21 protein-coding genes are annotated in these 23,125 nt (G+C 71.1%); 12 read left to right on the top strand and 9 right to left on the bottom strand.

Annotated features, from left to right (window positions below; translation table 11 throughout):
* The first annotated feature begins 30 nt into the window (after window positions 1–30).
* A complete protein-coding gene (locus LX83_RS28440) occupies window positions 31–783 on the top strand; it encodes an ABC transporter permease (RefSeq protein WP_253777101.1) in 753 nt (250 codons plus the stop codon).
* A 35-nt stretch (window positions 784–818) separates the two neighbouring features.
* On the opposite strand, the gene LX83_RS28435 is transcribed toward LX83_RS28440, so the two are convergent.
* Complete coding sequence (locus LX83_RS28435) at window positions 819–1,799, bottom strand: aldo/keto reductase (protein ID WP_253776840.1); 981 nt, start codon at window positions 1,797–1,799, stop codon at window positions 819–821.
* Window positions 1,800–2,320: 521 nt separating this feature from the next.
* Between LX83_RS28435 and LX83_RS28430 the strand changes: the two genes are divergently transcribed.
* The 3 genes from LX83_RS28430 to LX83_RS28420 all read left to right on the top strand — a co-directional run bounded on the left by LX83_RS28430 (window position 2,321) and on the right by LX83_RS28420 (window position 5,016).
* Window positions 2,321–3,412: a cytochrome P450 gene (locus LX83_RS28430; RefSeq protein WP_253776838.1), complete on the top strand. Its 1,092-nt coding sequence runs from the start codon at window positions 2,321–2,323 to the stop codon at window positions 3,410–3,412.
* A 19-nt stretch (window positions 3,413–3,431) separates the two neighbouring features.
* Window positions 3,432–3,806 (top strand): ferredoxin, encoded by a 375-nt coding sequence (locus LX83_RS28425; RefSeq protein ID WP_253776836.1) that lies wholly within the window; start codon window positions 3,432–3,434, stop codon window positions 3,804–3,806.
* A gap of 211 nt (window positions 3,807–4,017) precedes the next feature.
* Entirely contained in the window at window positions 4,018–5,016 is a 999-nt protein-coding gene (locus LX83_RS28420) for a serine hydrolase (RefSeq protein WP_253776834.1), read from the top strand.
* Between the two features lie 71 nt (window positions 5,017–5,087).
* Here the strand turns inward: LX83_RS28420 and rsmI are convergent, their stop codons facing one another.
* Window positions 5,088–5,939, bottom strand: a complete 852-nt coding sequence (gene rsmI / locus LX83_RS28415; RefSeq protein ID WP_253776832.1) for a 16S rRNA (cytidine(1402)-2'-O)-methyltransferase — start codon at window positions 5,937–5,939, stop codon at window positions 5,088–5,090.
* A 24-nt stretch (window positions 5,940–5,963) separates the two neighbouring features.
* On the opposite strand from rsmI, the gene LX83_RS28410 reads away from it, so the two are divergent.
* Window positions 5,964–7,565: a dolichyl-phosphate-mannose--protein mannosyltransferase gene (locus LX83_RS28410; RefSeq protein ID WP_253776830.1), complete on the top strand. Its 1,602-nt coding sequence runs from the start codon at window positions 5,964–5,966 to the stop codon at window positions 7,563–7,565.
* 291 nt (window positions 7,566–7,856) lie between these two features.
* Here LX83_RS28410 and LX83_RS28405 read toward each other — a convergent pair whose 3' ends face one another.
* From LX83_RS28405 to LX83_RS28385, 5 genes are all read right to left on the bottom strand, one after another.
* Entirely contained in the window at window positions 7,857–10,352 is a 2,496-nt protein-coding gene (locus LX83_RS28405; protein ID WP_253776828.1) for a protein kinase domain-containing protein, read from the bottom strand.
* Window positions 10,353–10,778: 426 nt separating this feature from the next.
* Entirely contained in the window at window positions 10,779–13,091 is a 2,313-nt protein-coding gene (locus LX83_RS28400) for a WD40/YVTN/BNR-like repeat-containing protein (RefSeq protein WP_301329049.1), read from the bottom strand.
* Between the two features lie 410 nt (window positions 13,092–13,501).
* Window positions 13,502–14,131 carry an ATP-dependent Clp protease proteolytic subunit gene (locus tag LX83_RS28395; RefSeq protein WP_253776826.1) on the bottom strand — a complete coding sequence of 210 codons (630 nt, stop codon included), beginning with the start codon at window positions 14,129–14,131 and terminating at the stop codon, window positions 13,502–13,504.
* 35 nt (window positions 14,132–14,166) lie between these two features.
* Window positions 14,167–14,757: an ATP-dependent Clp protease proteolytic subunit gene (locus LX83_RS28390; protein WP_253777099.1), complete on the bottom strand. Its 591-nt coding sequence runs from the start codon at window positions 14,755–14,757 to the stop codon at window positions 14,167–14,169.
* Window positions 14,758–14,885: 128 nt separating this feature from the next.
* A complete protein-coding gene (locus tag LX83_RS28385; protein ID WP_253777097.1) occupies window positions 14,886–15,479 on the bottom strand; it encodes an ATP-dependent Clp protease proteolytic subunit in 594 nt (197 codons plus the stop codon).
* 361 nt (window positions 15,480–15,840) lie between these two features.
* Here LX83_RS28385 and LX83_RS28380 point away from each other — a divergent pair, with 361 nt between their 5' ends.
* Both LX83_RS28380 and LX83_RS28375 read left to right on the top strand, forming a co-directional pair.
* Window positions 15,841–16,899, top strand: coding sequence for an iron-siderophore ABC transporter substrate-binding protein (locus LX83_RS28380; protein WP_253776825.1), 1,059 nt, complete (start codon window positions 15,841–15,843; stop codon window positions 16,897–16,899).
* A 106-nt stretch (window positions 16,900–17,005) separates the two neighbouring features.
* Window positions 17,006–17,833 carry an isochorismatase family protein gene (locus LX83_RS28375; RefSeq protein WP_253776823.1) on the top strand — a complete coding sequence of 276 codons (828 nt, stop codon included), beginning with the start codon at window positions 17,006–17,008 and terminating at the stop codon, window positions 17,831–17,833.
* On the opposite strand, the gene LX83_RS28370 is transcribed toward LX83_RS28375, so the two are convergent.
* Window positions 17,830–18,420: a TetR/AcrR family transcriptional regulator gene (locus tag LX83_RS28370; protein ID WP_253776821.1), complete on the bottom strand. Its 591-nt coding sequence runs from the start codon at window positions 18,418–18,420 to the stop codon at window positions 17,830–17,832. The genes LX83_RS28375 and LX83_RS28370 overlap by 4 nt on opposite strands.
* A gap of 84 nt (window positions 18,421–18,504) precedes the next feature.
* Between LX83_RS28370 and LX83_RS28365 the strand changes: the two genes are divergently transcribed.
* Complete coding sequence (locus LX83_RS28365) at window positions 18,505–18,993, top strand: cupin domain-containing protein (RefSeq protein ID WP_253776819.1); 489 nt, start codon at window positions 18,505–18,507, stop codon at window positions 18,991–18,993.
* A 183-nt stretch (window positions 18,994–19,176) separates the two neighbouring features.
* Window positions 19,177–19,755 carry a TetR/AcrR family transcriptional regulator gene (locus LX83_RS28360; RefSeq protein WP_253776817.1) on the top strand — a complete coding sequence of 193 codons (579 nt, stop codon included), beginning with the start codon at window positions 19,177–19,179 and terminating at the stop codon, window positions 19,753–19,755.
* Window positions 19,756–19,821: 66 nt separating this feature from the next.
* On the opposite strand, the gene LX83_RS28355 is transcribed toward LX83_RS28360, so the two are convergent.
* Window positions 19,822–20,214 (bottom strand): MerR family transcriptional regulator, encoded by a 393-nt coding sequence (locus tag LX83_RS28355; protein WP_253776815.1) that lies wholly within the window; start codon window positions 20,212–20,214, stop codon window positions 19,822–19,824.
* Window positions 20,215–20,328: 114 nt separating this feature from the next.
* On the opposite strand from LX83_RS28355, the gene LX83_RS28350 reads away from it, so the two are divergent.
* From LX83_RS28350 to LX83_RS28340, 3 genes are all read left to right on the top strand, one after another.
* Window positions 20,329–20,532 carry a hypothetical protein gene (locus LX83_RS28350; RefSeq protein ID WP_253776813.1) on the top strand — a complete coding sequence of 68 codons (204 nt, stop codon included), beginning with the start codon at window positions 20,329–20,331 and terminating at the stop codon, window positions 20,530–20,532.
* A gap of 168 nt (window positions 20,533–20,700) precedes the next feature.
* A complete protein-coding gene (locus tag LX83_RS28345; protein WP_253776810.1) occupies window positions 20,701–21,525 on the top strand; it encodes a WXG100 family type VII secretion target in 825 nt (274 codons plus the stop codon).
* A gap of 184 nt (window positions 21,526–21,709) precedes the next feature.
* Window positions 21,710–23,020: a hypothetical protein gene (locus tag LX83_RS28340; protein WP_253776808.1), complete on the top strand. Its 1,311-nt coding sequence runs from the start codon at window positions 21,710–21,712 to the stop codon at window positions 23,018–23,020.
* Window positions 23,021–23,125 lie beyond the last annotated feature (105 nt).

Raw genomic sequence — 23,125 nt, 5'->3', positions numbered from 1 at the left:
GAAGCAGAAGGAGAGCCGCTGTTGCGCCTCGTGTCCGACACCTGGTTGGTGTTCCTGCGCTCGATCAACCAGGTCATCCGCAATCCACTGTCGATCCTGATCGGCATGGCCCAGCCAGCGCTGTACCTGGTGCTGTTCGGCCCGATGCTGACCAGCCTGGCCGGGGTCGCCGGTTTCCCCGCCGGCAGCGGCTGGCAGGTCTACGTGCCCGGCCTGCTCGTGCAGCTCGCCCTGATGGGCAGCGGCATGGCCGGGTTCACCGTGCTGCCGGACATCCACACCGGCGTTGCCGAACGCATCCGGGTCACCCCGCTGAGCCGGTCCGCGCTGCTGCTCGGCCGGGTCGGCCAGCAGGTCGCCGTGTTCACCGCGCAGGCGGTGGTGCTGGTGCTGGCCGGCGTGCTGTTCGGGCTGCGCGCGCCGGTCGGCGGGGTGCTGCTGGGCGTCCTGCTCGCGGTCCTGCTCAGTTCGGCGCTGGCCGCCGCCTCGTTCAGCATCGCGCTGCGACTGCCCAACGAGTACCTGTTCGCCCCGGTGTCCACGCTGCTGACCCTGCTGCTGTTGCTGCTGTCCGGCGCGCTGCTGCCGCTCGACCTGGCCCCGGGTTGGCTGCGCGCGCTGGCCGCGGCCAACCCGGTCAGCCACGTGGTCGACGCGGAACGCGCCCTGTTCCTCGGTCACCTCGTCAGCTCGCGGACGCTGGTGGGAACGCTGGTCACGGTCGCGCTGGTGGCGCTGTGCTGGTTGTGGGGCATCCGCACGTTCCGCCGCGAGCACCGGTGAGCCACTGCCCTCGGCGACCCGACCGGTTCGTCTGATCAGACGTTGACCCTGGACATCTCCGTCTCGTCGTAGCGCGCGCCGGAGACCGCGTCGACGGGCACCGCCCGGTCGAGAGCGGCGAGCTGGTCCTCGGTCAACTCGATCGCGGCGGCGCCGGCGTTCTCCTCCAGGTAGCGCACCCGCTTGGTGCCGGGGATCGGCGCGATGTGCGGGTCCCTGGCCAGCAGCCAGGCCAGTGCCACCTGCGCCGGCGTCGCGTCGATCGTCTCGCCGACCTGTTCGACCCGCTTGACCAGCGCCAGGTTGCGGCGCAGGTTCAAGTGCTGGAAGCGGGGGTCGTGGCGCCGGTAGTCGTCCTCGGCCAACTGCTCCAGGTCGCGGACGCCACCGGTCAGCAAGCCCCGCCCGACCGGGGAGTACGGCACCACGCCGATGCCGAGTTCCTGGCAGGTCGGCAGCAGGTCGTCCTCGAAGTACCTGGCGAACAACGAGTACTCGCTCTGCAGCGCGGTGATCGGGTGCACCGCGTGCGCTCGCCGCAGGGTTCGTGAGTTCACTTCGGACAGTCCAATGTGGCGGATCTTGCCCTGCTCGACCAACTCGGCCATGGCTCCGACGGTGTCCTCGATCGGCACCCGGGGGTCGCGCCGGTGCAGGTAGTACAGGTCGATCACGTCCACGCCGAGCCGGCGCAACGACGCTTCGCACGCGGTGCGCGCGTACTCCGGGGTGGAGTTGACGACCCGTCTGCCGTCCGTGCCGGGCCGGCTGATCCCGAACTTGGTGGCCAGCACCACCTGGTCGCGCCGGCCCGCGATCGCCCGACCGACCAGTTCCTCGTTGTGGCCGTCCCCGTACACGTCCGCGGTGTCCAGGAAGGTGATGCCGAGGTCGAGCGCGCGGTGCAGGGTGCTGGTCGACTCGGTGTCGTCGGCCGCCCCGTAGACCGGGGACATGCCCATGCAGCCAAGACCAAGAGCCGACACCTCCAGGGTGCCCAGTGCCCGGGTGCGCATGGCGTTCTCCTCGCTGTTCGCCGCGCTGTTCGCCGCGGCCGTGGTGCTGGCCCCGGGCAGTCAAGCCGCTGGAGCGCGGTCCAGGTCAAGTACGGCGTTCGAGGCGCGACCCCGACCACATGGCCCAGTCGTGCTCACCGTGCGTGCCGAACGGCGTCGGCGGCGGAGCGATGGTGCCCGAATCGCGTGAACAATGAATTCACGATTCGGTGGAACATCACTGAAAAGCATTTTGCACCCCGACGGGCAGCAGGGGGTGGCACAGCTGCCGGCAATTACCCTGATGGGTACGTGACCGCGCTCGCCGTCCGCCATATGATGCCCTGACCAGGCACATCGTGCCTCCGGATGCGATGTGCACCCATACCGTTGCCGCGCGGGGTGTGTGACGAATGAGCACCGACACGGTCGTACTCGAATCGACCGAACCAATTGCCTATCCGTTCGGAAACGGGCGGCGGTTGATCCTTGAACCACATTACGAACAGGTTCGTGCCGCGCCCGGGCTGACCAGGGTGCGCATGCCGCACGGTGCGCCCGCCTGGCTGATCGCCCGTTACCGGGACGCCCGGGTGGTGCTCACCGACCGCCGCTTCGTCACCAGGGTCCCCGGCATGGACGCGGACGCCCCGCGCATGGCGGCCGCCCCGCCGAAGATCGAGGTGAACATCGCCCGCTACAACGGGCCGGAGCACCTGCGGCTGCGCAAGGTGATGGCCAAGGCGTTCACCGTGCGCCGCACCGAGGCGCAGCGGCCCCGCACCGCGCGGACCGTGGCCAGGCTGGTCGACGCCCTGCGCGCCGAGGGACCACCGGCGGACCTGGTGCGGCACTTCGCCCTGCCGCTGCCGCTCTACGTGATCAGCGACCTGCTCGGGGTGCGGCGCGAGCACGTCGACACGGTGATGACCTGGTCGAACGCGTTCCTCAGCAGTGGCGTGGCCAAGCTGACGCCGCAGCAGGTCAACGAGTACGCGACCGCGTTCACCGACTACATGACCGAGCAGATCCGCACCCGGCGGGGCGAGCCGGGCACGGTCATCGGCGAGTTGGCCGAGGCCGCCGCCAACGGTGTGGTCAGCGAGCACGAGGCCGCGCTGCTGGCCATCAGCCTGCTGCTCAGCGGGCGCGAGGGCACCACGGTCGAGCTGACCAACTTCGTCTACCTGCTCGACCACTTCGGACAGTGGCGGCGGCTGGCCGAGGACCCCGGTCTGGTGCGCTCCGCCGTGGAGGAGCTGCTGCGGTTCACACCGCTGAGCGCCGGCACGGCCGTGTCCCGCTGTGCCGTGGCGGATGTCGAGATCAACGGGCAGCTGGTCCGCGCGGGCGACCTGCTCATCGTGCCGTTCGCCGCGGCCAACTGGGACGCCAGCGTGTTCGACCGGCCCGGCGAACTGGACCTGACCCGCGAGCGCAACCCGCACCTCGCGTTCGGCTTCGGACCGCACCGGTGCGTGGCCGCCGAGCTGGCCCGGATGACGCTGCAGGAGGCGTTGTCGCAGCTGACCCGTGCGCTGCCGAACCTGCGGGTGGTGGTGCCGCCCGACGGCCTGGCCTGGTTGACCACGCGGCAGTTCCGCGGTTTCGCCGAACTGCCGGTGGGTTGGTGACGCCCCGATGGACGACGACATGAACTCAACCGGTGACCTGAACTCAACCGGCGACATGGACTCGGCCGGCGGCATGAACTCAACCGGCGACATGGACTCGGCCAGCGGCATGAACTCAACCGGCTCCACGGGCGCGGACAGCGGCATGGGCACGGCGCGCAGCGCCCTGTCTCCGGTGCGCTGGCGGGTTCACCTCGACCGGGACAGGTGCATCGGCAGCGGTCTGTGCCTCGGTGCCGCTCCCGAGCACTTCGACCTGGTGCGCGGCGAGACCCGGCCCCGGCTCGTCGAGATCACCCCCGACCCCACCGTGCTGGACGCGGCGCAGTGCTGCCCGTCCGAGGCGATCCGGGTGACCAGAGTGGACACCGGCGAGGTGCTCACCACCGAGTGAGCCGGGTCGGTCGGGCACCGCGCTCCGGAGACGCGCGGTGCGGCGCCACCGCGCGGTGCGGTGCCCACCTCGGCGTCCCGGATGCCGCCCGGTGCGACGTCGGCAACAGGACGGCAACCACTGACGGCCGGCTGAGCTACGAGCTGGACGCCGGAAAAGTTGCCCCAGCACAGCGGCAACTTCCCCCTGCCCCAGGTGCCTATCCAGGGGCATGGGTAGAGCGAACGCGCTGCTGGTTGGGCTCGCCGTGGGCGCGCTCATCGCACTGAGCTTCAGCTGTGTGGTCCTGACCGGCCTGTGGAACACCACTCCCAGCGCGGCCGGACCGCTGTCGAACCCGGCCCTCACGGTGTCGGCCATGGCCTCGGCCACCGCACTGTCCGATTCGGACGAGTCCAGTTCGGATCAGTCCAGTTCGGACCCGTCCGGTTCGGACAGTCAACAGCCCGACACCTCCGGTGCTGACCCGGCCACCCTCGGCAACGGGGCGACCCCCCAGCCCCGGTCCGCCCAACAGGACCTGGACCTGGACCTGGGCGCGGTCGCGGCCGGCGCCGAGTTCGGTGTGGCCGTGTGGGACCGCCGCACGTCCGGGATGGTCGTCGACCACCACGCCGAGGCGACCTTCACCTCGGCGTCGCTGGTCAAACTGTTGATCGCGCTGGAGGCACTCGACCACGCGAGCCCGGAAACCGCCAGAATCAGGCAGATGCTCTCGGCCAGTGACGACGCCATCGCCAGTGCGCTGTGGACCAAGTACGGCAGCACCGCGATCGTCACCAGGTGGGCGCAGCGGCTCCAGCTGGCCGACACCCGGCCGCCCAAGAGCCCCGGCCGGTGGGGCGACACCCTGGTCAGCGCCAGGGACGTGGTGCTGGTCTACCGCTACATCCTGGAGCAGGCCAGCGCGTCGACCCGGCAGCTCATCCTCGGTGCGCTCACCCGGTTCACCGCGGCCGGTTCGGACGGTTTCTCCCAGGAGTTCGGCCTGGCCGGCCTGGCCGGGTCAACACCGGTCGCGGTGAAGCAGGGCTGGGCGTGCTGCCTGCCCGACCGGGTCCTGCACACCAGCGGCGTGGCCGGCGCGGACGACCGGTTCATCGTGGTGGTGCTCAGTTCCCGGGCGCAGTCCGTGGGGTGGCCGATGGCGCGCAAGCAGGTGAACGCGATGGTGAGCGCACTGCGGCCGGTGCTGGTCGAGCAGCGGTGACGGCCGACGCGCGCCCCGCCCGGCGCGGCGGTCAGCCAACGGACACCGGCACGGCCCGGCGGGCACGTGGCTCACCCTCGGGCGGCGAGCACCGCGTCGTAGAGCGTCTTCTTGCTGATCCCGGCGGTGGCGGCGACCTCGGCGGCGGCCTGCTTCAACCGCTCGCCCGCGGCTACCCGATCGTTGACCTCGGCGACCAGTTCGTCCAGGTCCGGCGCGAGCTGCGCGGCACTCGCCCCGGCCAGCACCACGGTGATCTCCCCCCGCACGCCCTGCGCGGCCCACTCGGCCAGCTCGCCCAGTCCGCCGCGGCGCACCTCCTCGTAGGTCTTGGTCAGTTCCCGGCACACCGCGGCCTGGCGGTCCGGGCCGAGCACGTCCGCGGCGTCGGCGAGGGTGGCGGCCAGCCGGTGCGGTGCCTCGAAGAACACGCAGGTGCGCGGCTCGGTGGCGAGCGCGGCCAACCAACGCCGCCGCTCCCCCGGTTTGCGCGGCGGGAACCCCTCGAAGCAGAACCGGTCACACGGCAACCCGGACACGGCCAGTGCCGTGGTCACCGCGGACGGCCCCGGCAGGCAGGTCACGGTCAGGCCCTCGGCCACGCACGCGGCCACCAGCCGGTAGCCGGGGTCGGACACACTCGGCATGCCCGCGTCGGTGACCAGCACCACGGTGGCCCCGTCGTGCAGCGCGGACACCAGGCCGGGCAGTCGGGCGGTCTCCACCGAATCGTAGAAGCTGACCACCCGGCCGGAGAGGGTCACGCCCAGCGCGGTGGCCAGTGACCGCAGTCTCCTGGTGTCCTCGGCGGCCACCACGTCGGCGGTGGCCAGCGCCTCGGCCAGGCGGGGCGAGGCGTCCCCTGGGTCGCCGAGCGGTGTGCCGGCCAGGACCAGCCGGCCCGATCCAGATTCGGGATTCACATCACCCACCCTACGATCGGGGCCGTGAGTGTCCTCGTGCCGCAGTCCCCCGAGGCGACCCCGTCCGACTCGAACGCGGTGGTCGGCGTGGGTGAGCTGCCTCCGGTCAACCGGCCGCCCGGCGGCGGTCCGGAGGAGCGCGCGGCCAAGCTGACCGTGCCGCTGCCCCCGGACCGGGTGCGCGGCTGGTACATCACGCTCACCGTCACCCTGATCGGCGCCCTGGTCCGGTTCTGGAACCTGGGCATCCCCACCGACCGGGGCACCCCGGTCTTCGACGAGAAGCACTACGTGCCGCAGGCCGCGCAGGTGCTGCGCAACGGCGGGTACGAGGACAACGTCGGCTACGAACTGGTCGTGCACCCACCGCTGGCCAAGCAGCTCATCGCGATCGGCGAGTGGCTGTTCGGCTACAACGCGTGGGGCTGGCGGTTCGCCTCGGCCGTGGCCGGCACGGTGTCCATCCTGCTGGTGGTGCGGATCGCCCGCCGGCTGACCCGGTCCGACCTGCTCGGCGCGATCGCCGGGGTGCTGTTGATCTGCGACGGCGTCAGCCACGTGCAGTCCCGCATGGGCATGCTGGACATCTTCATGGCCGTGTTCGTGCTGGCCGCGTTCGCCTGCCTGCTGGTTGACCGGGACCAGATGCGGTCCCGCCTGGCCGTGGCCGTGCGCGAGGGGTGGGTCAACGTCTCGCCGTTCGGCCCGAGCCTCGGGTTCCGCTGGTGGCGCTTTGCCGCGGGTGTCTGCGTTGGACTGATGTGCGCGGTCAAGTGGTCCGGCTCGTGGTACCTGATGGCCTTCGGCCTGCTGTGCGTGTTCTGGGACGTCACGGCCAGGCGCACGGCTGGTGTGGCGCGGCCGTGGCTGGGCACGATCGTGCGGGACGTGGCGCCCGCGCTGTGGTCGCTGGCGGTCATCCCGATCCTGGTGTACCTGGGCACCTGGTGGGCCTGGTTCGCCAGCGAGACCGGGGTGGACCGGCACGCCGTGGACATGGTGGGCGCCAAGATCGGCCGCGACTCCTGGATCCCGGACGCGCTGCGGGCGCTGTGGTTCTACAGCGGCAACGTGCTGGAGTTCCACGAGCAGCTGGTCACCTCGGCGACCAACCGGCACCCGTGGGAGTCCAAGCCGTGGACCTGGCCGATGGGGCTGCGGCCGATGCTCTACTACTACGAGGGCAGCATCACCGGCTGCGGCGAGTCCAAGTGCGTTGGCGCGCAGATGCTGATCGGCACGCCAGCGATGTGGTGGTTGGCGTTCCCCATGCTCGGCTGGGGCCTGTGGCGGGTGATCGCCCGACTGGACTGGCGCTACGCCGCCGTGCTGGTCGGCTACTTCGCCGGGCTGCTGCCGTGGTTCCTGAACGTGGACCGGCAGATGTACTTCTTCTACACCACGCCGATGGCGCCGTTCCTGGTGCTCGGCCTGACCCTGGTGCTCGGCCAGATCCTCGGGCGGCTGGGCCAGGGCCGGGAGCGGCGCGGCACCGGGCTGCTGGTGGTGGCGCTGTACGTGGGTCTGGTGGTGGCCAACTTCGTGTGGCTGTGGCCGGTGCTCAACGGGGAACCGATCACCCCGGAGCGCTGGCAGGCGGAACTGTGGCTGCCGTCCTGGCGGTGACCACACCGCCGGCCAGCACGGCTGCTGCCGTCCACATCGGCGGGGGCTGGTCCTTGTCTGCCCGCCAGATCACACCCCCGCCCTCCCAGGGGGGCGTCCCCTGGACCAGCCTACCCAGTCCACCCCGCCGGTAGCGGCTCGCTGATGACGCCTGTGGACAACCAGCGGGGGTGTGGACAACCCCATCCACGATCGGGTGATCTCCGGTCGGGCCGGTGAACCTGTGCTAGAGGCCGCGCCAGGTGGTCCGGCTGAACGTGGATGGGGTCGCCCTACCTCGCTGTCACCGCGTCACGGCTCGTACTTGCGGGTCGGCGGGTGTTGCGGCGGCTCGTAGTGCCGGGTCGGGTTGGGCTGGCGCGGGTCGAACTGCTTGGTCGGGTTGGGGCGGTGCGGCGCGGGCGGGGTGTTCGGCCCGACCCGCTTGGTGGGGTCCGCCACCTGCGGGTCGCGCTGCCTGCCCGACTGCCCGAGCTGACCGGGCTGCCCAACCTGGCCTGGTTGGCTCGGCGGGCCAACGTGGCCCGACTGACCCGACTGACTCGGCTGCCCAACCTGCCCCGGCTGACCAACCTGGCCCGACTGACCCGGTTGACCCGGTTGGCCGGCAGGTCCCGAGTGGCCCGCCTGCCCGGTCTGGCCGGCCAGCACCGTCGGGCCAGCCGCACCGGTCGGGCCAGCGCCACCAGCCGGCGCCTGGCCAGCGGATGACGGGCCGGCGGCCACGGTGGTGTCGCCCGAGCCCAGCTTGGTGGTCTGCCGGTTGATCAACTTCGTGACCGGGCCGTTCTGCCGCTCGCCCGCCCTGGCCAGCCAGCCGTGCAGCTCGTCGCGGACCGTGGGCAGGGTGGGCCGCCGCCCCGGCTCCGGGCCGAGCGCGGCCACCAGCAGCCGGTGGTGGGCGCTGTGCTGCGGCAGCTGGGTGCACGGCTCACCTCGGGCCGCCGCCATCAGCGCGGCGATCGGGTTCTCCCGCTCCCCGCGCGGGGCGTGCCCGGTGAGCGCGTAGCTGACCGTGGCGGCCAGCTGCCAGGAGTCCGAGGACGGGCTGGCCTGCTCACCCCTGGCCACTTCGGGGGCCAGGTAGTCGGGGGTGCCCACCATCATGCCGGTGGCGGTCAGGCTGGTGTCGCCCTTGGCCCTGGCGATGCCGAAGTCGAGCAGGTGGGCGTTGCCCTCCTCGTCCACCACGATGTTGGACGGCTTCACGTCGCGGTGCAGCACGCCCTTGGCGTGCGCGGCGGCCAGCGCGTCGGCCATGGTCGCCCACAGCCGGGCGGCGTGCACGTCGGGCAGCGGGCCGGACTCGCGCACCACCTCGGACAGGGTGCGGCCCTCGATGTACTCCATGACGATGGCCAGGCCGTCGTCGTCCTGCACGATGTCGTACACCCGCACGCAGTTGGGGTGCCGGACCACGGCCAGCGCCCTGGCCTCGCGCAGCATCCGCTCCTCGGTCTCCTCGTCGGGAGCGTGCGCGAGCTTCACCGCGACCGTGCGGTCCAGCTGGGTGTCCCTGGCCAGCCACACCGTGCCGAACCCACCCCGGCCGAGCTGGCGAATCCGCTCGAACCGGCCCTGGCCGGGCAGTCGACCGGACGACTGGGTGCGCTGGGTGGTGCCACCCGTGCTGCCCGGGGTGTTCCCGGTCGCGCCCGCGGCGGCCGCACCGGCCAGCGCGCCCAGGCCGAACGGCAGCGGTCCTGGCGTGTCCGCCAGGTTGCCCTGCCCGGTGGGCGGGCCACCGGCCATGGACTGCTGGTCGGCCAGCAGGGTCCTGGGGTACTCGCGGCGGACCGGCGGCGGCTCGTAGGGCGGCGGCTGGTACGGCGGGATGTGCTGCGGCGGCTGGTAGGGCGGCGGGTTCTGCTGCTGCTGGGCCACCTGCCGGCGCTGCTGCTCTTCCCGCTCGGCCGCGAGGCGGCGCTGCTCTTCCCGCTCGGCGGCGAGGCGGCGCTGCTCTTCACGGCGCTGTTCCTCGCGTTCGGCGGCGCGGCGCTGCTCGTCGCGTTGGGCGGCTTCCAGGGCACGCCGCTGCTGTTCGGCGGCGAGCGCCTGGGCGGACTGCCGCTGCTCCTCGGCCGAGTCGGCGCCGGAGCGGTTGAGCGCTGCCGTGCTCACCCCGAACAGCCGGACCACCAGCGAGCCGACCACGGTCGCGGGCAGCATGCCCAGCAGCAGGTGGCTGAGCAGGGTGGCCGGCAGGCTGACGAAGCTCACCGCCAGGAACACCACGAACGCGGGCCAGAACACCCGGCGGGGCCAGTGCGGCCCGGTGCGGAAGGCCGAGCCGGCCTGCATCATCTGGAACAGCAGGCACAGCAGGCCCAGCACCAGGGCGATTCCGGCGGAGAGCACCGACAGCCAGCCGAGGCCCGACGTGGAACCGGACGCCAGCTCCGCCGTGGTTGGCGAGTACACGAGGTAGTCGGCCTGCTCGATGACCCCGCAGGTCGGCCCGAGCAGCGACCGGCCCTCCGGGCCAAGAGCGGCGCCACCGTGGCTGCCGGAGCTGAGCGCGGCCCGGATGCCCTCGAACAGCCACCAGGGCAGGGCGAGCCAGGTGCCCAGGCCGAGCACCACGAAGACCAGGCCGGCGCCGAGCCCGTAGTCGTTGCCGCTGATCCGGCGCACCACCAGCGCGGCGAGCGCGCCGAACATCGGGATCAGGCCGATGACCGCGCCTGCCGCGGTGGCCGTCCACGCCCAGTCTCCCGGGCACAGGGTGATCCCGAAGAAGCTGTGCAGCGACGACAGCAGGGAACCTGCCAGCCGCTCGAAGTCCACAACCACTCCTCACAGATCGGGTTGGTCCAGCCTATGTCGCCGCCCAGGATCCCGGTCGCGGTGTTCCGGCGAACCTCGCGGGTCCCGCCGAAACCCGGCGAATCCACTCCTCCGGCAGATTCTGTCCTGCCGGTGACAGCGGCGGCGGCAAGCCCCGGGAGTGTTGACCGGGGTGGCCTGCCCGAAGGACGGTCCAGTCCACGTCGTGGTTGCGTGAACGGGCTGTGAACCAGGTGGGAGGTCCCTGTGCGGCGCCGACGCGCGAGCACCACGGCGAGCGCGGAGCCGACCAGTCGACACCGGGTGCGCGGGGCCGGACCGGTGGTCGGCGTGGTCGTGGCGCCGCCACCCCACCGGTCCGGCCGTCCCGTCGCCCCGCCGGCCCGACCTGGGCTGATCTGCTGCCGCGTGGTCCGCGGCGCGGGGTCAGCCGACGCGGTCGGCGTAGAGCACGCCGCGGCCGTTGGTGCCCAGGTACACCCGGCCGTACACGCGCGGGTCGCCGGTGATGGCGTCCCCCATGTTGCCGTACTGGTGCTGGTCGTCGTTGATGCGCACCCAGCTGGCGCCGGTGTCGTCGGACCGGTACACGCCCCGGGTGCCGCCGACCGTGGCCACCGCGTACAGCGCCGGGTAGGTCCTGCCGGTGGCGGCCTTGCCGAAACCGATGTTGGTGGCGCCCTGCACGCTGGTCACCCTGGTGAAGCTGGCCCCGGAGTTGGTGGAGCGCCACAGGCCGGAGTCGCCGCCGGCCAGCCAGATGTCGCCCTCCCGACCGGCCACCGCCTTGAACTTGCCCGAGGTGGGCAGGCCGGTGGCGGCGGACGCGGTGAAGGTGGCGCCGCCGTCGGTGCTGACGTAGAACCTGCCGCCGGACAGGCCGTAGAACTTCTTCGGGTTGACCCGGTCGGCCTCCACCACCGCGCCGGCCGGGATGCCCGAGGAGGCCGTCCACGAACTGCCGTAGCCGACCGAGTAGTGCACGCCGGTGCCCTCGGGGCTCCACACGAACCGGCTGGCGTCCGCGGCCGCCGCCACCGTGCCGCCGCCGGTCACCCCGCTGGGCTCGGCGCCCTGCCACCAGTTCTGGCCGCCGTTGGTGGAGAAGGCCACGCGGTTGTCGTTGGGTCGGGCCGACTTGTCGAAGCTGCCGACCCGGACCAGGGACGCCGGATTGAGTTCGGCGTAGTCCAGGCTGGTCGTGCTGGTGAACACGGGCTGGGTGAACATGCTGGCCGGGACCTTGGTCAGGTCGTCGTGGCGGAACCCGCCGATGTCACCGAGCGCGCTGACCAGGGGCGGGCCCGACGGCGGGCTGACCAGGTCGAGCACGGCGGTCTCCTCCAGCCCGGCCACGGTCGGCCTGATGGTGATCTTGCCGCCGGTGTCCCACTGGGTGAGGTTGGTGGTGCCGTAGATGGTCGCGCCGGTGCCGTAGAGCATGCGGTTGGAGTTGAACGGGTCGATCTCCAGCGCCTCGGTCATCCAGCCCAGCTTGGGCGTGGTCTCCGGGGGCTGCGGGTTGGCGCCGAAGGTCAGCCACGGCACGGACGTGATGTCCTGGGTGTAGCGGGTGGTGCGGTTGGGGTAGCCGTTCCAGTCCCAGATCCGGGTCCAGGTGGCGCCGCTGTCGGTGCTGCGGAAGATGATGATGTCCGGCCACCAGGAGACCTGGGTGGCGACCATGAGGGTGCCCGGCTTCTGCCGGTCCACGGTCAGCCCGCTGTACCCGAAGTAGTCGTCGGAGCTGCTCGACGGGATCGGGCTGACCTGGGTCCACGCGCCGGTCGCGGTGTTGTACCTCCACACGTCGCCCTTGCCGCCGTCGTAGGGGCCGCCGGTGTCGCTGGTGGCCAGGTAGAGCAGGCCGTTGGTCTCGTCCAGCACGCCCTTGTGCGCGATGTAGCCGGTGGGCTGGCCGGCCAGCCGCTCCCAGCTGGTGCCGCCGTTGGTGCTGCGGTAGACGGTGTTCTGCTTGTCGGCCACGCCCACGTAGATGGTCTGGGTGGTGGACCCGGCGCGGCCGGTGCGCGGGTCGAAGGTCACCCACACCACGCCCTGGTTGTCGCTGTTGTAGCCGGAGCTGTCCCCGGGGTCGGCCACGTGGTTGCCCGGGTTGGGGAACGCGGTGACCTTCGACCAGGTGACGCCGGAGTCGGTGCTGCGCCACAGTCCGTTGCCGCTGGGCGCGCCCAGGTAGAGGACCTTGTTGTTGTTCGGGTCGACGGCCAGCCGCTCGCCCATGCCCCGGCCGGGCATGTTGCCGCCGAGCTTGAACGGCAGGCTGGTGCTCTGCCAGGTCCTGCCCCGGTCGGCCGAGCGCAGGACCGCGCCGTTGTTGGGGTCCCAGCTGTTGGTGTACATGCCGGCGGCCACGTAGACCCGGTTGGCGTCGACCGGGTCGGTGGCCAGGCTGACCACCCCGTTCCAGCCCCACTGGTTCCACCCCACCCAGTCGAGCAGTGGAATCCACCGGCTGGTGGCCTTGTCCCACCGGTAGGCGCCGCCGATGTCGGTGCGCGCGTAGCTGAGGTCGGCTTCCTTGCGGTTGAAGATGATGCCCGGGACGAAACCGCCGCCGGCGATCTCCACGTTGCGCCACGAATAGGTTTCCGCGGCGGCGGCCGGCGCGGCCAGCGGTTGGGCCCCGGCCGCGTTCGACGTCACCGCGCCCTGCGTCACCGCCACCGCGCCGGCCACGACCACGGCCGCCAGCGCGCTGGCCAACACTCTTCGCATCACGGCTTCCCTTCCGGTAATCCGGGCAGGCGCGCTTTTTCCCGACAGAACCGCGAATGCGCGGAATTTCAGAACAATTCCGCCGCCACACTTCGGGCAGCATTCATCCGCGCTCTGTCGTTGCTGGAAAAGCAACCTGAGGATCTGCCGCGCCCAGCTGAGATTCACATACCCGCAACAGCGGTGTCAACGATTCGACTTCGTATCGACTGGAATTCGACACGGCGACCGGAATTCGCAAGGCGGGTGCCGGGTTGGGGGTGGCGCGGCGGCCGGAAGGGGCTGTCGTGGCCGGCAGGGGGTGCGGTTGACGGGGCTGGACACCGCCGACGGGGCGGGTCACCGCCGACGGGGCTGGACACCGCGGCGCGCGAGCACCGGGGTGGTGGCAGCCCCGCCGGAGCAGTGGTTCACTTCATGGCCGACAGCTTCCGGTACGGCAGCACCTCGTCGATGATGCCGTACTCGCGGGCCTCCTCGGCGGTGAGGATCTTGTCCCGCTCGATGTCCTTGCGGATCTCCTCGACCGACCGCTTGGTGTGCTTGGCCAGCGTGTTCTCCATCTGGCGACGGACCCGCTGGATCTCGGTGGCCTGGATCTCCAGGTCGGACACCTGGCCGTAGACGCCCTCCATGGCGGGCTGGTGGATGAGCACCCGCGCGTTGGGCAGGGCCTGCCGCTTGCCCGGCGTGCCCGCGGCCAGCAGCACGGCGGCCGCGGAGTTGGCCTGGCCGAGGCAGACCGTGGTGATGTCCGGGCGGACGTACTGCATGGTGTCGTAGATGGCCATCAGCGCGGTGAACGAGCCACCGGGCGAGTTGATGTACATCTGGATCTCGCGGTCGGGGTCGACCGACTCCAGGTACAGGATCTGCGCCATCACGTCGTTGGCCGACGCGTCGTCGATCTGCACGCCGAGGAAGACGATGCGCTCCTCGAACAGCTTGTTGTAGGGGTTGGACTCCTTGACCCCGTAGCTGGTGCGCTCCACGAAGGAGGGCAGCACGTACCGGGACTGCGGGAGGTGAAGATGGCTCACTGTTGACTCCTGTGGTTCTGCGGACTCTGTCCCGGTCAGGCTCCCGGCCTCTGGTTGACCCGGGTGACGACGTGGTCGACGAAGCCGTACTCGCGGGCCTCCTCGGCGGTGAACCACCGGTCCCGGTCGGCGTCCTCGGTGATCCGCTCGATGGTCTGGCCGGTCCGCTCCGCGGTGATCCTGGCCAACTCCTGCTTCATCTTGCTGTAGGCGGCGGCCTGGATCAGGATGTCCGACGCCTGACCGCGCACACCGGCCGACGGCTGGTGCATCAGGATGCGGGTGTGCGGCAGCGCGTACCGCTTGCCCGGCGTGCCCGCGGTCAGCAGGAACTGGCCCATCGACGCCGCAAACCCCAACGCCCAGGTGGACACGTCCGGCTCGATCAGCTGCATGGTGTCGTAGATCGCCAGACCGGCCGTGACCGAACCACCCGGCGAATTGATGTAAAACGTGATGTCCTTCGTCGGGTCCTCGGCCTGCAACAGCAGCAGCTGCGCGGTGATCCGGTTGGCGACATCGTCGTCCACCTCGGACCCGAGGAAGACGATCCGCTCCCGGAGCAGCCGCTCGTACACCGAGTCGTTCAAGTTCAGCCCAGCGGTCGCCGACCGCATGAGCGGCATAGGGTGCTGCGTCACGTCCTGCCTTCCTTACTTACTCCCAAAAGACTTGAGTTGTCTCAAGACTTGAGCTTCTCACCCGCGACCCTAACGAAGCCCGAACCACGCTGACCGGCCACTGGTCCGCTGGGTCACGGGCCAACCGGGGTCTGGTCCACCCGGGTGACGACGTGGTCGACCAGGCCGTACTCGCGGGCCTCCTCGGCGGTGAACCACCGGTCCCGGTCGGCGTCGGCGGTGATCCGCTCGACGGTCTGGCCGGTCCGCTCCGCGGTGATCCTGGCGATCTCCTGCTTCATCTTCACCAGCGCCTCGGCCCGGATCACGATGTCCGACGCCTGGCCGCCGATGCCGCCGGAGGGCTGGTGCATCAGGATGCGGGTGTGCGGCAGCGCGTACCGCTTGCCCGGCGTGCCCGCGGTCAGCAGGAACTGGCCCATCGACGCCGAGAAGCCCAGCGCCCAGGTGGACACGTCCGGCTCGATCAGCTGCATGGTGTCGTAGATCGCCAGACCGGCGGTGACCGAGCCACCCGGCGAGTTGATGTAGAACGTGATGTCCTTGGTCGGGTCCTCCGCGGCGAGCAGCAGCAGCTGCGCGGTGATCCGGTTGGCGACATCGTCGTCCACCTCGGAGCCGAGGAAGACGATCCGCTCCCGGAGCAGCCGCTCGTACACCGAGTCGTTCAAGTTCAGCCCAGCGCCCGCCGACCGCATCTGGGGCATGGAACCCTGCGTCACGCCTGCCTCCTTCGTCGTCGTCTTCCGCGTTCGAGTGCTCGGTTCGCGCTCGGTGCGCTCCTCGGGCGGTCGTGCCCCACGATGCTCCCTCGCTTGACCTCGCTGGCCCGCCCGCCCGGTCCGGTGTTGTGCCCGCGCCCCGCCGCGGTGCTCCCCGCCGTCACCGTGCGGTGCGGATCTCAACATCGACCCTAACGAAGCCGGCCGACTCAGACTTCCCGAGAAGCACCGCGTTCGCTCATAGCGTCACCTTGTGATCGCGGTCTCGACTTTCCTCGCCGGGACGCCCGGCACCAGGGGGAATCCCACCTTCTCGGCGCTAGTTAGGTGAGCCTAAGCTTCGTTCATGCGAGTTCTGTCCGCGCGCCCCACCCGCGCCCGCCGCGCCCGTTCGGCGCTCACCGCCGCCACCCTGGCCGCCCTGCTGGTGACCACCGGCTGCGCCAGCGGCTCCGGCGATCCCGCCGCGCCGTCCGCACCGGCCGGTTCCAGCTCCTCGGGCGGCTTCCCCACCCAGGTGGCGCACCGCTACGGCAGCACCGAGATCAGCCAGGCCCCGCAGCGGATCGTCACCCTGGGCTTCACCGACCAGGACTTCGTGCTGGCCTTCGGCGTCGCCCCGGTCGCGGTCACCGACTGGTACGGCGGCTACGAGTTCGCCACCTGGCCGTGGGCCCAGGACGAACTCGGCGCGGCCCGGCCGGAGGTGCTGAACAAGGGCGAGTTCACCGGCTCGCAGAACTTCGACTACGAGCGCATCGCCGCCCTGGACCCGGACCTGATCATCGGCCTGAACACCGGGATGACCCAGCAGGAGTACGACACGCTGTCGCGGATCGCGCCGACCGTGGCGTCCTCGGCCGACTACCCCGAGTACGGCATGCCCTGGCAGGCGAGCACCCGCGTGGTCGGCCAGGCGCTCGGCCAGCCGCAGCGGGCCGAGGAACTGATCGCCGACGTGGCGGCCAGGTTCACCAAGGCGGCCGGCGAGCACCCCGAGTTCGCCGGCAAGCAGGCGCTGGTGGCCGAGGTGTTCGAGCCGGGCTCGTCGTTCACGCGCAGCGCCACCGACGCGCGCACGGTGTTCCTGACCTCGCTGGGGTTCAGCTACCCGGCCGACATCGGCGCGCTCGCCGGCGCCCAGGACGGCGCCAAGATCAGCGACGAGCAGATGAGCCTGCTCGACCGGGACCTGCTGATCTGGAACATCGGCGACAACCCGGCGCTGCGCGGCCAGATCGAGGCCAAGCCGCTCTACCCGCAGCTGAAGGCGGTCACCGAGGGCCGGGTGCTGTTCCTCGACGACCCGCTGGTGTCGGGCGCGCTGACCTGGGGCACGGTGCTGAGCCTGCCCTACGCGCTGGACCACCTGGTGCCCCAGCTGGCCGACACCCTCAACAACTGACCCACGGACGCCCCGGCGACGCGGGACGAGTGCGCAACACCTGGAAATAAGTCACGAATCTTGACTATCATGCTTCTTGACTAATTTCCCTCGGTCAGGAGCGCCCATGTCCCACCCCACCGCCGCCCAGCAGACCACCGCCGCCGCCGCCGGCCCGGGCCGGACCGTCACCCTGTCCGCCCGGCCCGAGCCGGTGCGGCTCGACCTGGCGCGGACCGCCGTGCTCGTGGTGGACATGCAGAACGACTTCTGCTCGCCAGGAGGCGCGGTCGACCTGCTCGGCCTGGACATCTCCGCGGTCCGGCGCACCATCGAGCCGGTCAGCCGGGTGCTGTCGGCCGCGCGCGGCGCCGGGGTCCGGGTGATCTACCTGCAGCACGGCTACCGCCCCGACCTGTCCGACCTCGGGCCGACCCACAGCAAGAACTTCCTGGTCCACACCACGGTCGGCACCACGGTGCCGACGCCGGACGGCGGCACCGGCCGGGTGCTCGTGCGCGACACCTGGAACACCGAGATCATTCCCGAGCTGGCCGTCCAGCCGGAGGACATCGTGATCGGCAAGAACCGGTTCAGCGGGTTCTTCAACACCACCCTCGACGCCACCCTGCGCGACCTGGACGTGCAGAACCTGGTCGTGACCGGCGTGACCACCAGCGTGTGCGTGGAGTCGACCATCCGGGACGCCATGTTCCGCGACTACGTGCCGGTGCTGCTGGCCGACTGCACGGCCGAGCCGCAGGGCCAGGCCAACCACGACGCGTCCCTGGCGCTGATCGAGAGCACCCTGGGCTGGGTGTCCGACTCGGCAGACCTGCTCGCCGCCCTGGCCGACACCGCCCAGCCGACCAACACCCAGCCAGGCAGCACCCAGCCAGCCGACACCCAGTCAGCCAACACCCAGTCAGGCAGCACCCAGCCGGCCAACGCCTAGGGCCGCAGCCCGGCGCAGGCGATGCGCAGGTAGCGGCGCCAGTCGCCGGAGCCGGTCCGGATGATGGCGGCCAGCCCGCAGGCGATCATGTTGAGGTCGGTCACCTCGACGTCCGCGCGGACCGCGCCCTGCGCCTTGGCCCGCGCGAGCAGGTCACCCGCGACGCGCAGCCCCTCGGCCTGGACCTCGCCGGTCGGCTCGGTGGAGCCGAACGCGGCCTCGACCGGCGCGGACAGCCCGCGGTCGGCGGCCAGCACCTCGCCGATGCGGTGCAGGTAGGCGGCCAGGCCCTCGGCCGCGTCGGACCGGGTGAGGCATTCGGCCCGGGCGAACTCGACGATCTCGGCGTGCCGCTGTTCGCCGGCGGCGGCGATGAGCGCGGTGCGGCTGGGGAAGTGCCGGTAGACGGTGCCGATGCCGACGCCGGCCGCCCTGGCCACGTCAGGCATCTGCACCTCGTCACCCCGGGCGGTGAACAGTTCGCGGGCCGCCGCCAGCACCCGGGCGCGGTTGCGCTCGGCGTCGGCGCGCGGTTTGCGGCTGGCCCCCCGGGCCGGGGCGCCGGATTCCGCTGACGGTGGTGGCACGGCACCGATCCTACTGCTACGGTGAACCGGAATCGGATTCCGATTCCAATTCCGTTCGACCGCCTCCCCACCGGAAGGATCCCCATGTCCACCGACCGCTTCCTGCTGCTCGACGCCACCCAGACGCGGCCGACCCGGGTGCCCCTGCCGCCCGGATTCGGCGTGAAGGCCGGCAGCGCCGACACCGAGGGGCGGTTCTCCGCCCTGGTGAACCAACTGGACATCGCCACCCCCATGCACGTGCACGAGCAGGCCGACGAGTGGGTCTACGTGCTGGACGGCGAGATGGAGATCGACTTCGACGGCCGGACCCACCGGCTGACCAGGGGCATGTCCGCGTTGCTGCCGCGCGGTGTCCCGCACGCCATGCGCAACGTGTCCCAGCCGCCGGTGCGCGCGATCCAGGTGTCCTCGCCGGGCGGGTGGGAGTGCTTCATGGCGGACGTGTTCGCCGCGGGTGACGCCGTGCGCACCGCGGACGGCCGGATGGACATGGCCAAGGTCAACGAGATCGGCGCCGCGTACGGCATGCGCTACACCGAGACGACCATGGGCATGCCCAGGCCAGCCTGAGCCGCTGCCCGAACAGCAGCGGCACCAACCGGCCCGGGTGGTCCACTGTGGACCCCGAGTTGGTGGCGATCGGCCGCGCCAGCACGTGGTCCACACCGGCAATGAACCGGAGACGTTCTCCGATCAGCCCCGGGCTACCATGAGGAGCCACGCTCCGGTTGACCGTCCGGCGGGAAGGTGCGCATGACCGACACGGCGCCAACGCGGCCGATGCGGGCCGATGCCCGGCGCAACTACCAACGCCTGCTCGACCAGGCGCGGACCGCCTTCGCCGAGCGCGGCACGGACGCGTCCCTGGACGAGATCGCCCGGCGGGCCGGCGTCGGCATCGGCACGCTGTACCGGCACTTCCCCACCCGCGACGCCCTGCTGGAGGCACTGCTGCGGGAGCGGTTCACCGGGCTGGCCACCCTGGCCGAGGACCTGCTCACCAGCGCCACGCCGCGGGACGCGCTGACCGCGTGGCTGCGCGCGTTCATCACCGGCGCCAGCACCTACCGCGGCCTGACCAGCACGCTGATGGCCACGCTGCGCGACGAGACCTCCGAACTGCACGCCGCCTGCCTGGCCATGCGCCAGGCCGGGGAACGCGTGCTCACCCGCGCGCAGCAGGACGGCCAGGTCCGCGCGGACGTCACCGCGCTGGAGCTGTTCACCCTCGCCAGCGGCATCGCCTGGGCCAACGAGCAGACCACCACCTCGGCCGAGGGCACGGTGGACCGGCTGCTCACCCTGGTGCTGTCGGGCCTGCTGCTCGACTGACCGCCCGCTTGCCCCGGGTCCGCCCCGCCGGACGTGCTCGGCGACGCCACCGGCCCGCTGCGCACGTCACACGGCCGGCTCCAGCTCCACGTCCGGCTGCCGGTTGGCGCGCACCACGTCGAGGTACTCGTTGATGGCGTCCCGGTTGCGGGTCAGGAACTCGATCCGCTCGGTCATCCGGTCGCGCTCGCGTTCCAGCGTGGCGAGCATCTCCGGGGTGGCGTCGGGGAAGTAGATCGTCCTGGGCTTGTCCAGGCAGGGCAGGATCTGCTTGATGATCCGGGTGGGCAGGCCGGCGTCGAGCAGTCCGCGGATCTGCTTGACCCGGTCGACGAACCGGTCGTCGTACTCCCGGTAGCCGTTGGCCGCCCGGGTCGCCACGATCAGCCCCTGTTCCTCGTAGTAGCGCAGCAGTCGCCGGGATGTGCCGGTGCGCGCCGCCAACTCGCCGATCCGCATTCGCCTGCCCTCACCGCCGTCACGACAACCATCACACCTGTGTGATGGTTGGAGCATAGCGCGGCTTGCCCCGCCCAGCGGTCTCTGCCTGGCGGTGTCCAGCGTCGCGTGCCGGTGACGGGCAGCGTCAGGCATGGGCTGGTCGAGGACCACCAGATGATCGCCGGCATCCTGGCCTCGGTCCACGACCTGGCCACCGAGGCGAGCACCGCGAGCCCCGAACGCCGCGAGTGGATCCGCGGTGAACTGGACGGGCTGTCCGCGATCGTGGAGTCCCACTTCGGCTACGAGGAACGACCGCGGTGTTGGCCGTTGTGACTTCCGCCACCCCTTGACTACACTGAGTGATCATCTGGTCGGCGGCCTCCGTCTGCCGCCAGTGCGGCGAGGTGGTGGACGCCGCCGCCGACCGTGCATCGCGACGTCCGGTTGAGCACGACCGATCCCCGGGGAGCGGACGAGGAAGCGGAGGGGAAGGACAGGGCGATGAGCCTCGATATCACCGAGGAGAACAAGTTCAGGGGCAGCGGGATCGTCGAGGCGTTCACCGGCCTGAACCAGGCCATCTCACAGGACACCGAGTCCGAGACCGAGCAGGTCCTGAACATCACGTTCGCCTCGATCGGTGCCGCCGGGATGACCGTGGCGTTCGCGGTGGATCCCTTCGGCACCCTGTTGGCCGCCGGAATCGGCTGGCTGATCGAGCACGTCTCGATCCTGCGCGAACCGCTGGACCAGCTCATGGGTGATCCGGACGAGATCCAGGCGCACACCGACGGCCTGAAGGAGTACGCCGCGCAGATCAGGGCCATCGCCGACGAACACCGCGCGGCGGTGGACGAGTTCCAGGGCTGGAGCGGGCAGGCCGCCGACGCCTACCGGGAGAGCATGCGGCAGTTCGCCGACGAGGTCGGCCAGCTCGCGGACACCACCGACACCACGGCGAAGATCGCGGCGGTCAACGGCGTGCTGGTGACCACCCTGCGGGACATCGTCCGGGACATGATCGCCATGTTGTTCGCCGAGCTGATCAAGGGCGCGCTGGTCGCGGCGGCGGCAGCGGTCGTGACCCTCGGCGCGTCGATCGCCGGATTCATCGGCTACACGGTCGGCCGGGTGGCGGCCCTCGGCGCGCAGATCGGCAGCAGGATCGCGGCCCTGCTCGCCGCCTTCGGCCGGCAGAGCGGGCGGCTGGCCCAGCTCAGCGGCGAAATGGGAAAACTGGCCAAGAACTTCGGCCGGTTCGCGACCGCCGGTGATGTCGGCGGGGTGGGACACGAGATGGCCAAGGCAGCCGACGCCTACAAGTAGGCACCGCGCGATTCGGACGAGGTCGCGGGGATCTGTGTGACGGGGAGGGAGCGGGCAGGCCATGCCACCGAGGTCGAAGCACGGGTCTGCGGGCGGGACCGGCAGACCCAGCCACCCGGATCTGAACGGGCCACCACGCACCGGGCAGCCCCCGGTGACCCCCACGGAGGGTCCCGGAGCCGCGATGAGCCTGGCTTCGATGCAGGCCAGGGCGGAACACCACGACCAGCTCGCCACCGCCGCCGACCACACCGCACAGGGACTGAGCAACCTGCGCGCCCCCGGAGCGCCGATCGCGGCGGCGATGAACGCCAGGGTAACCGAAACGACGACCCAGATCGGCCAGCAGGTGCGTGCGGTGGCCTCGGGACTGCGGGACAGCGGAGCAGGCGTGCGGGCCAGCAGCGAGACCCTGAGCCAAACCGACGACTCGGTCAGGTTGGCCTTCGAGAGGTTCCAGATCGACAGCGATCCGCCCCACGTCGGCTCCACCCCCGTGCCAACCACGACGGCCGGCGCCGGCCCGCGCAGTTCCCCTCCGGTGACCAGGCCCATCGCCCTGCCGGACGCACCGAGCTTCAGCCGGACCCGGGTGTCACCGCCGCCCAGCTCGCCGTCCTCGACCGAGTTGAGTTCCGTGGACTCGCTTTCACACGAGGTGGGCGACCTGCACCTGTCGGACGCCGCTGGGCCCTCGGATGCGGGGCGGAAACGGCCACGGGACGACGACGGTGATGACTCGCAGACGCAGCCGCTCTCCAAGCGCAGGCCGAGGCGCGAGGCGGCGCAACACCCACCGGGGTTCTACAACGTGGATGGCGCTCGTCCGACGCGTCGTTCCCACTACAGCGGTCCGATCAGCCGGAGCAACTTCACCGCGGCCACCCAGCAGGCTGTGCCCATCAACCCCGGCCAGCACCGCCGGCACGTCATCCCCAACCACCACATCGTCGACGCCTTCAACAGCTGGTACAGAAGCCAGGCCGAATCCAGCACGCCTGCGCAACAGCGGGATCTGGCGAGGTGGTTGCAGGAGTCGGAAAGGCAGATGAACAACCACACCGCGAACCTGTGGGCGGGCGACGGGCGGGACAACAGCGCGGCCGGAAGCCTGTCCGGCAACCTCGACGACGCGGCGACCCAGATCGAGCGGGGCGGCCTGACCGGCGGCCTGGCCTACGTGACGGCCGTGCCGCGTGGGGGATTCGAGCTGCAACGCCAGCAGGAGCTGGCCGAACCGGGACTGGACGCGATGCGGAACAATCCCGATCCCGTGGACGCGGCCGCCACCACCAGGGACATGGCCGACAGTGCCGACATCGACTGGCCGGGCGGGACCACCCAGCAGTTCCAGCAGTACATGGACGTGTACCACCGGCTCTCCAGCATCCGGAACACGCCGGACCAGTACAGCCGAGCGGAGGTGCAGCAGCTCATCAACGACTTCATGAACCTCCCGCGTCCCGGCACCGGTCCGGGTCCCTCGGGAAGCTGATCCGCTCCACACTGGACAGTCGGACTCCGGCCACCGCGCGCTCGATGCGCGGTGGCCGGGAAGGCTCACGCGAAACGCACCAACCGGTGGGGGTCCGGGGGCGAA

The sequence above is a fragment of the Goodfellowiella coeruleoviolacea genome, from assembly GCF_024171785.1.
Classification (GTDB): Bacteria; Actinomycetota; Actinomycetes; order Mycobacteriales; family Pseudonocardiaceae; genus Goodfellowiella; species Goodfellowiella coeruleoviolacea.
This window is presented reverse-complemented; position numbering and strand designations above follow the sequence as displayed.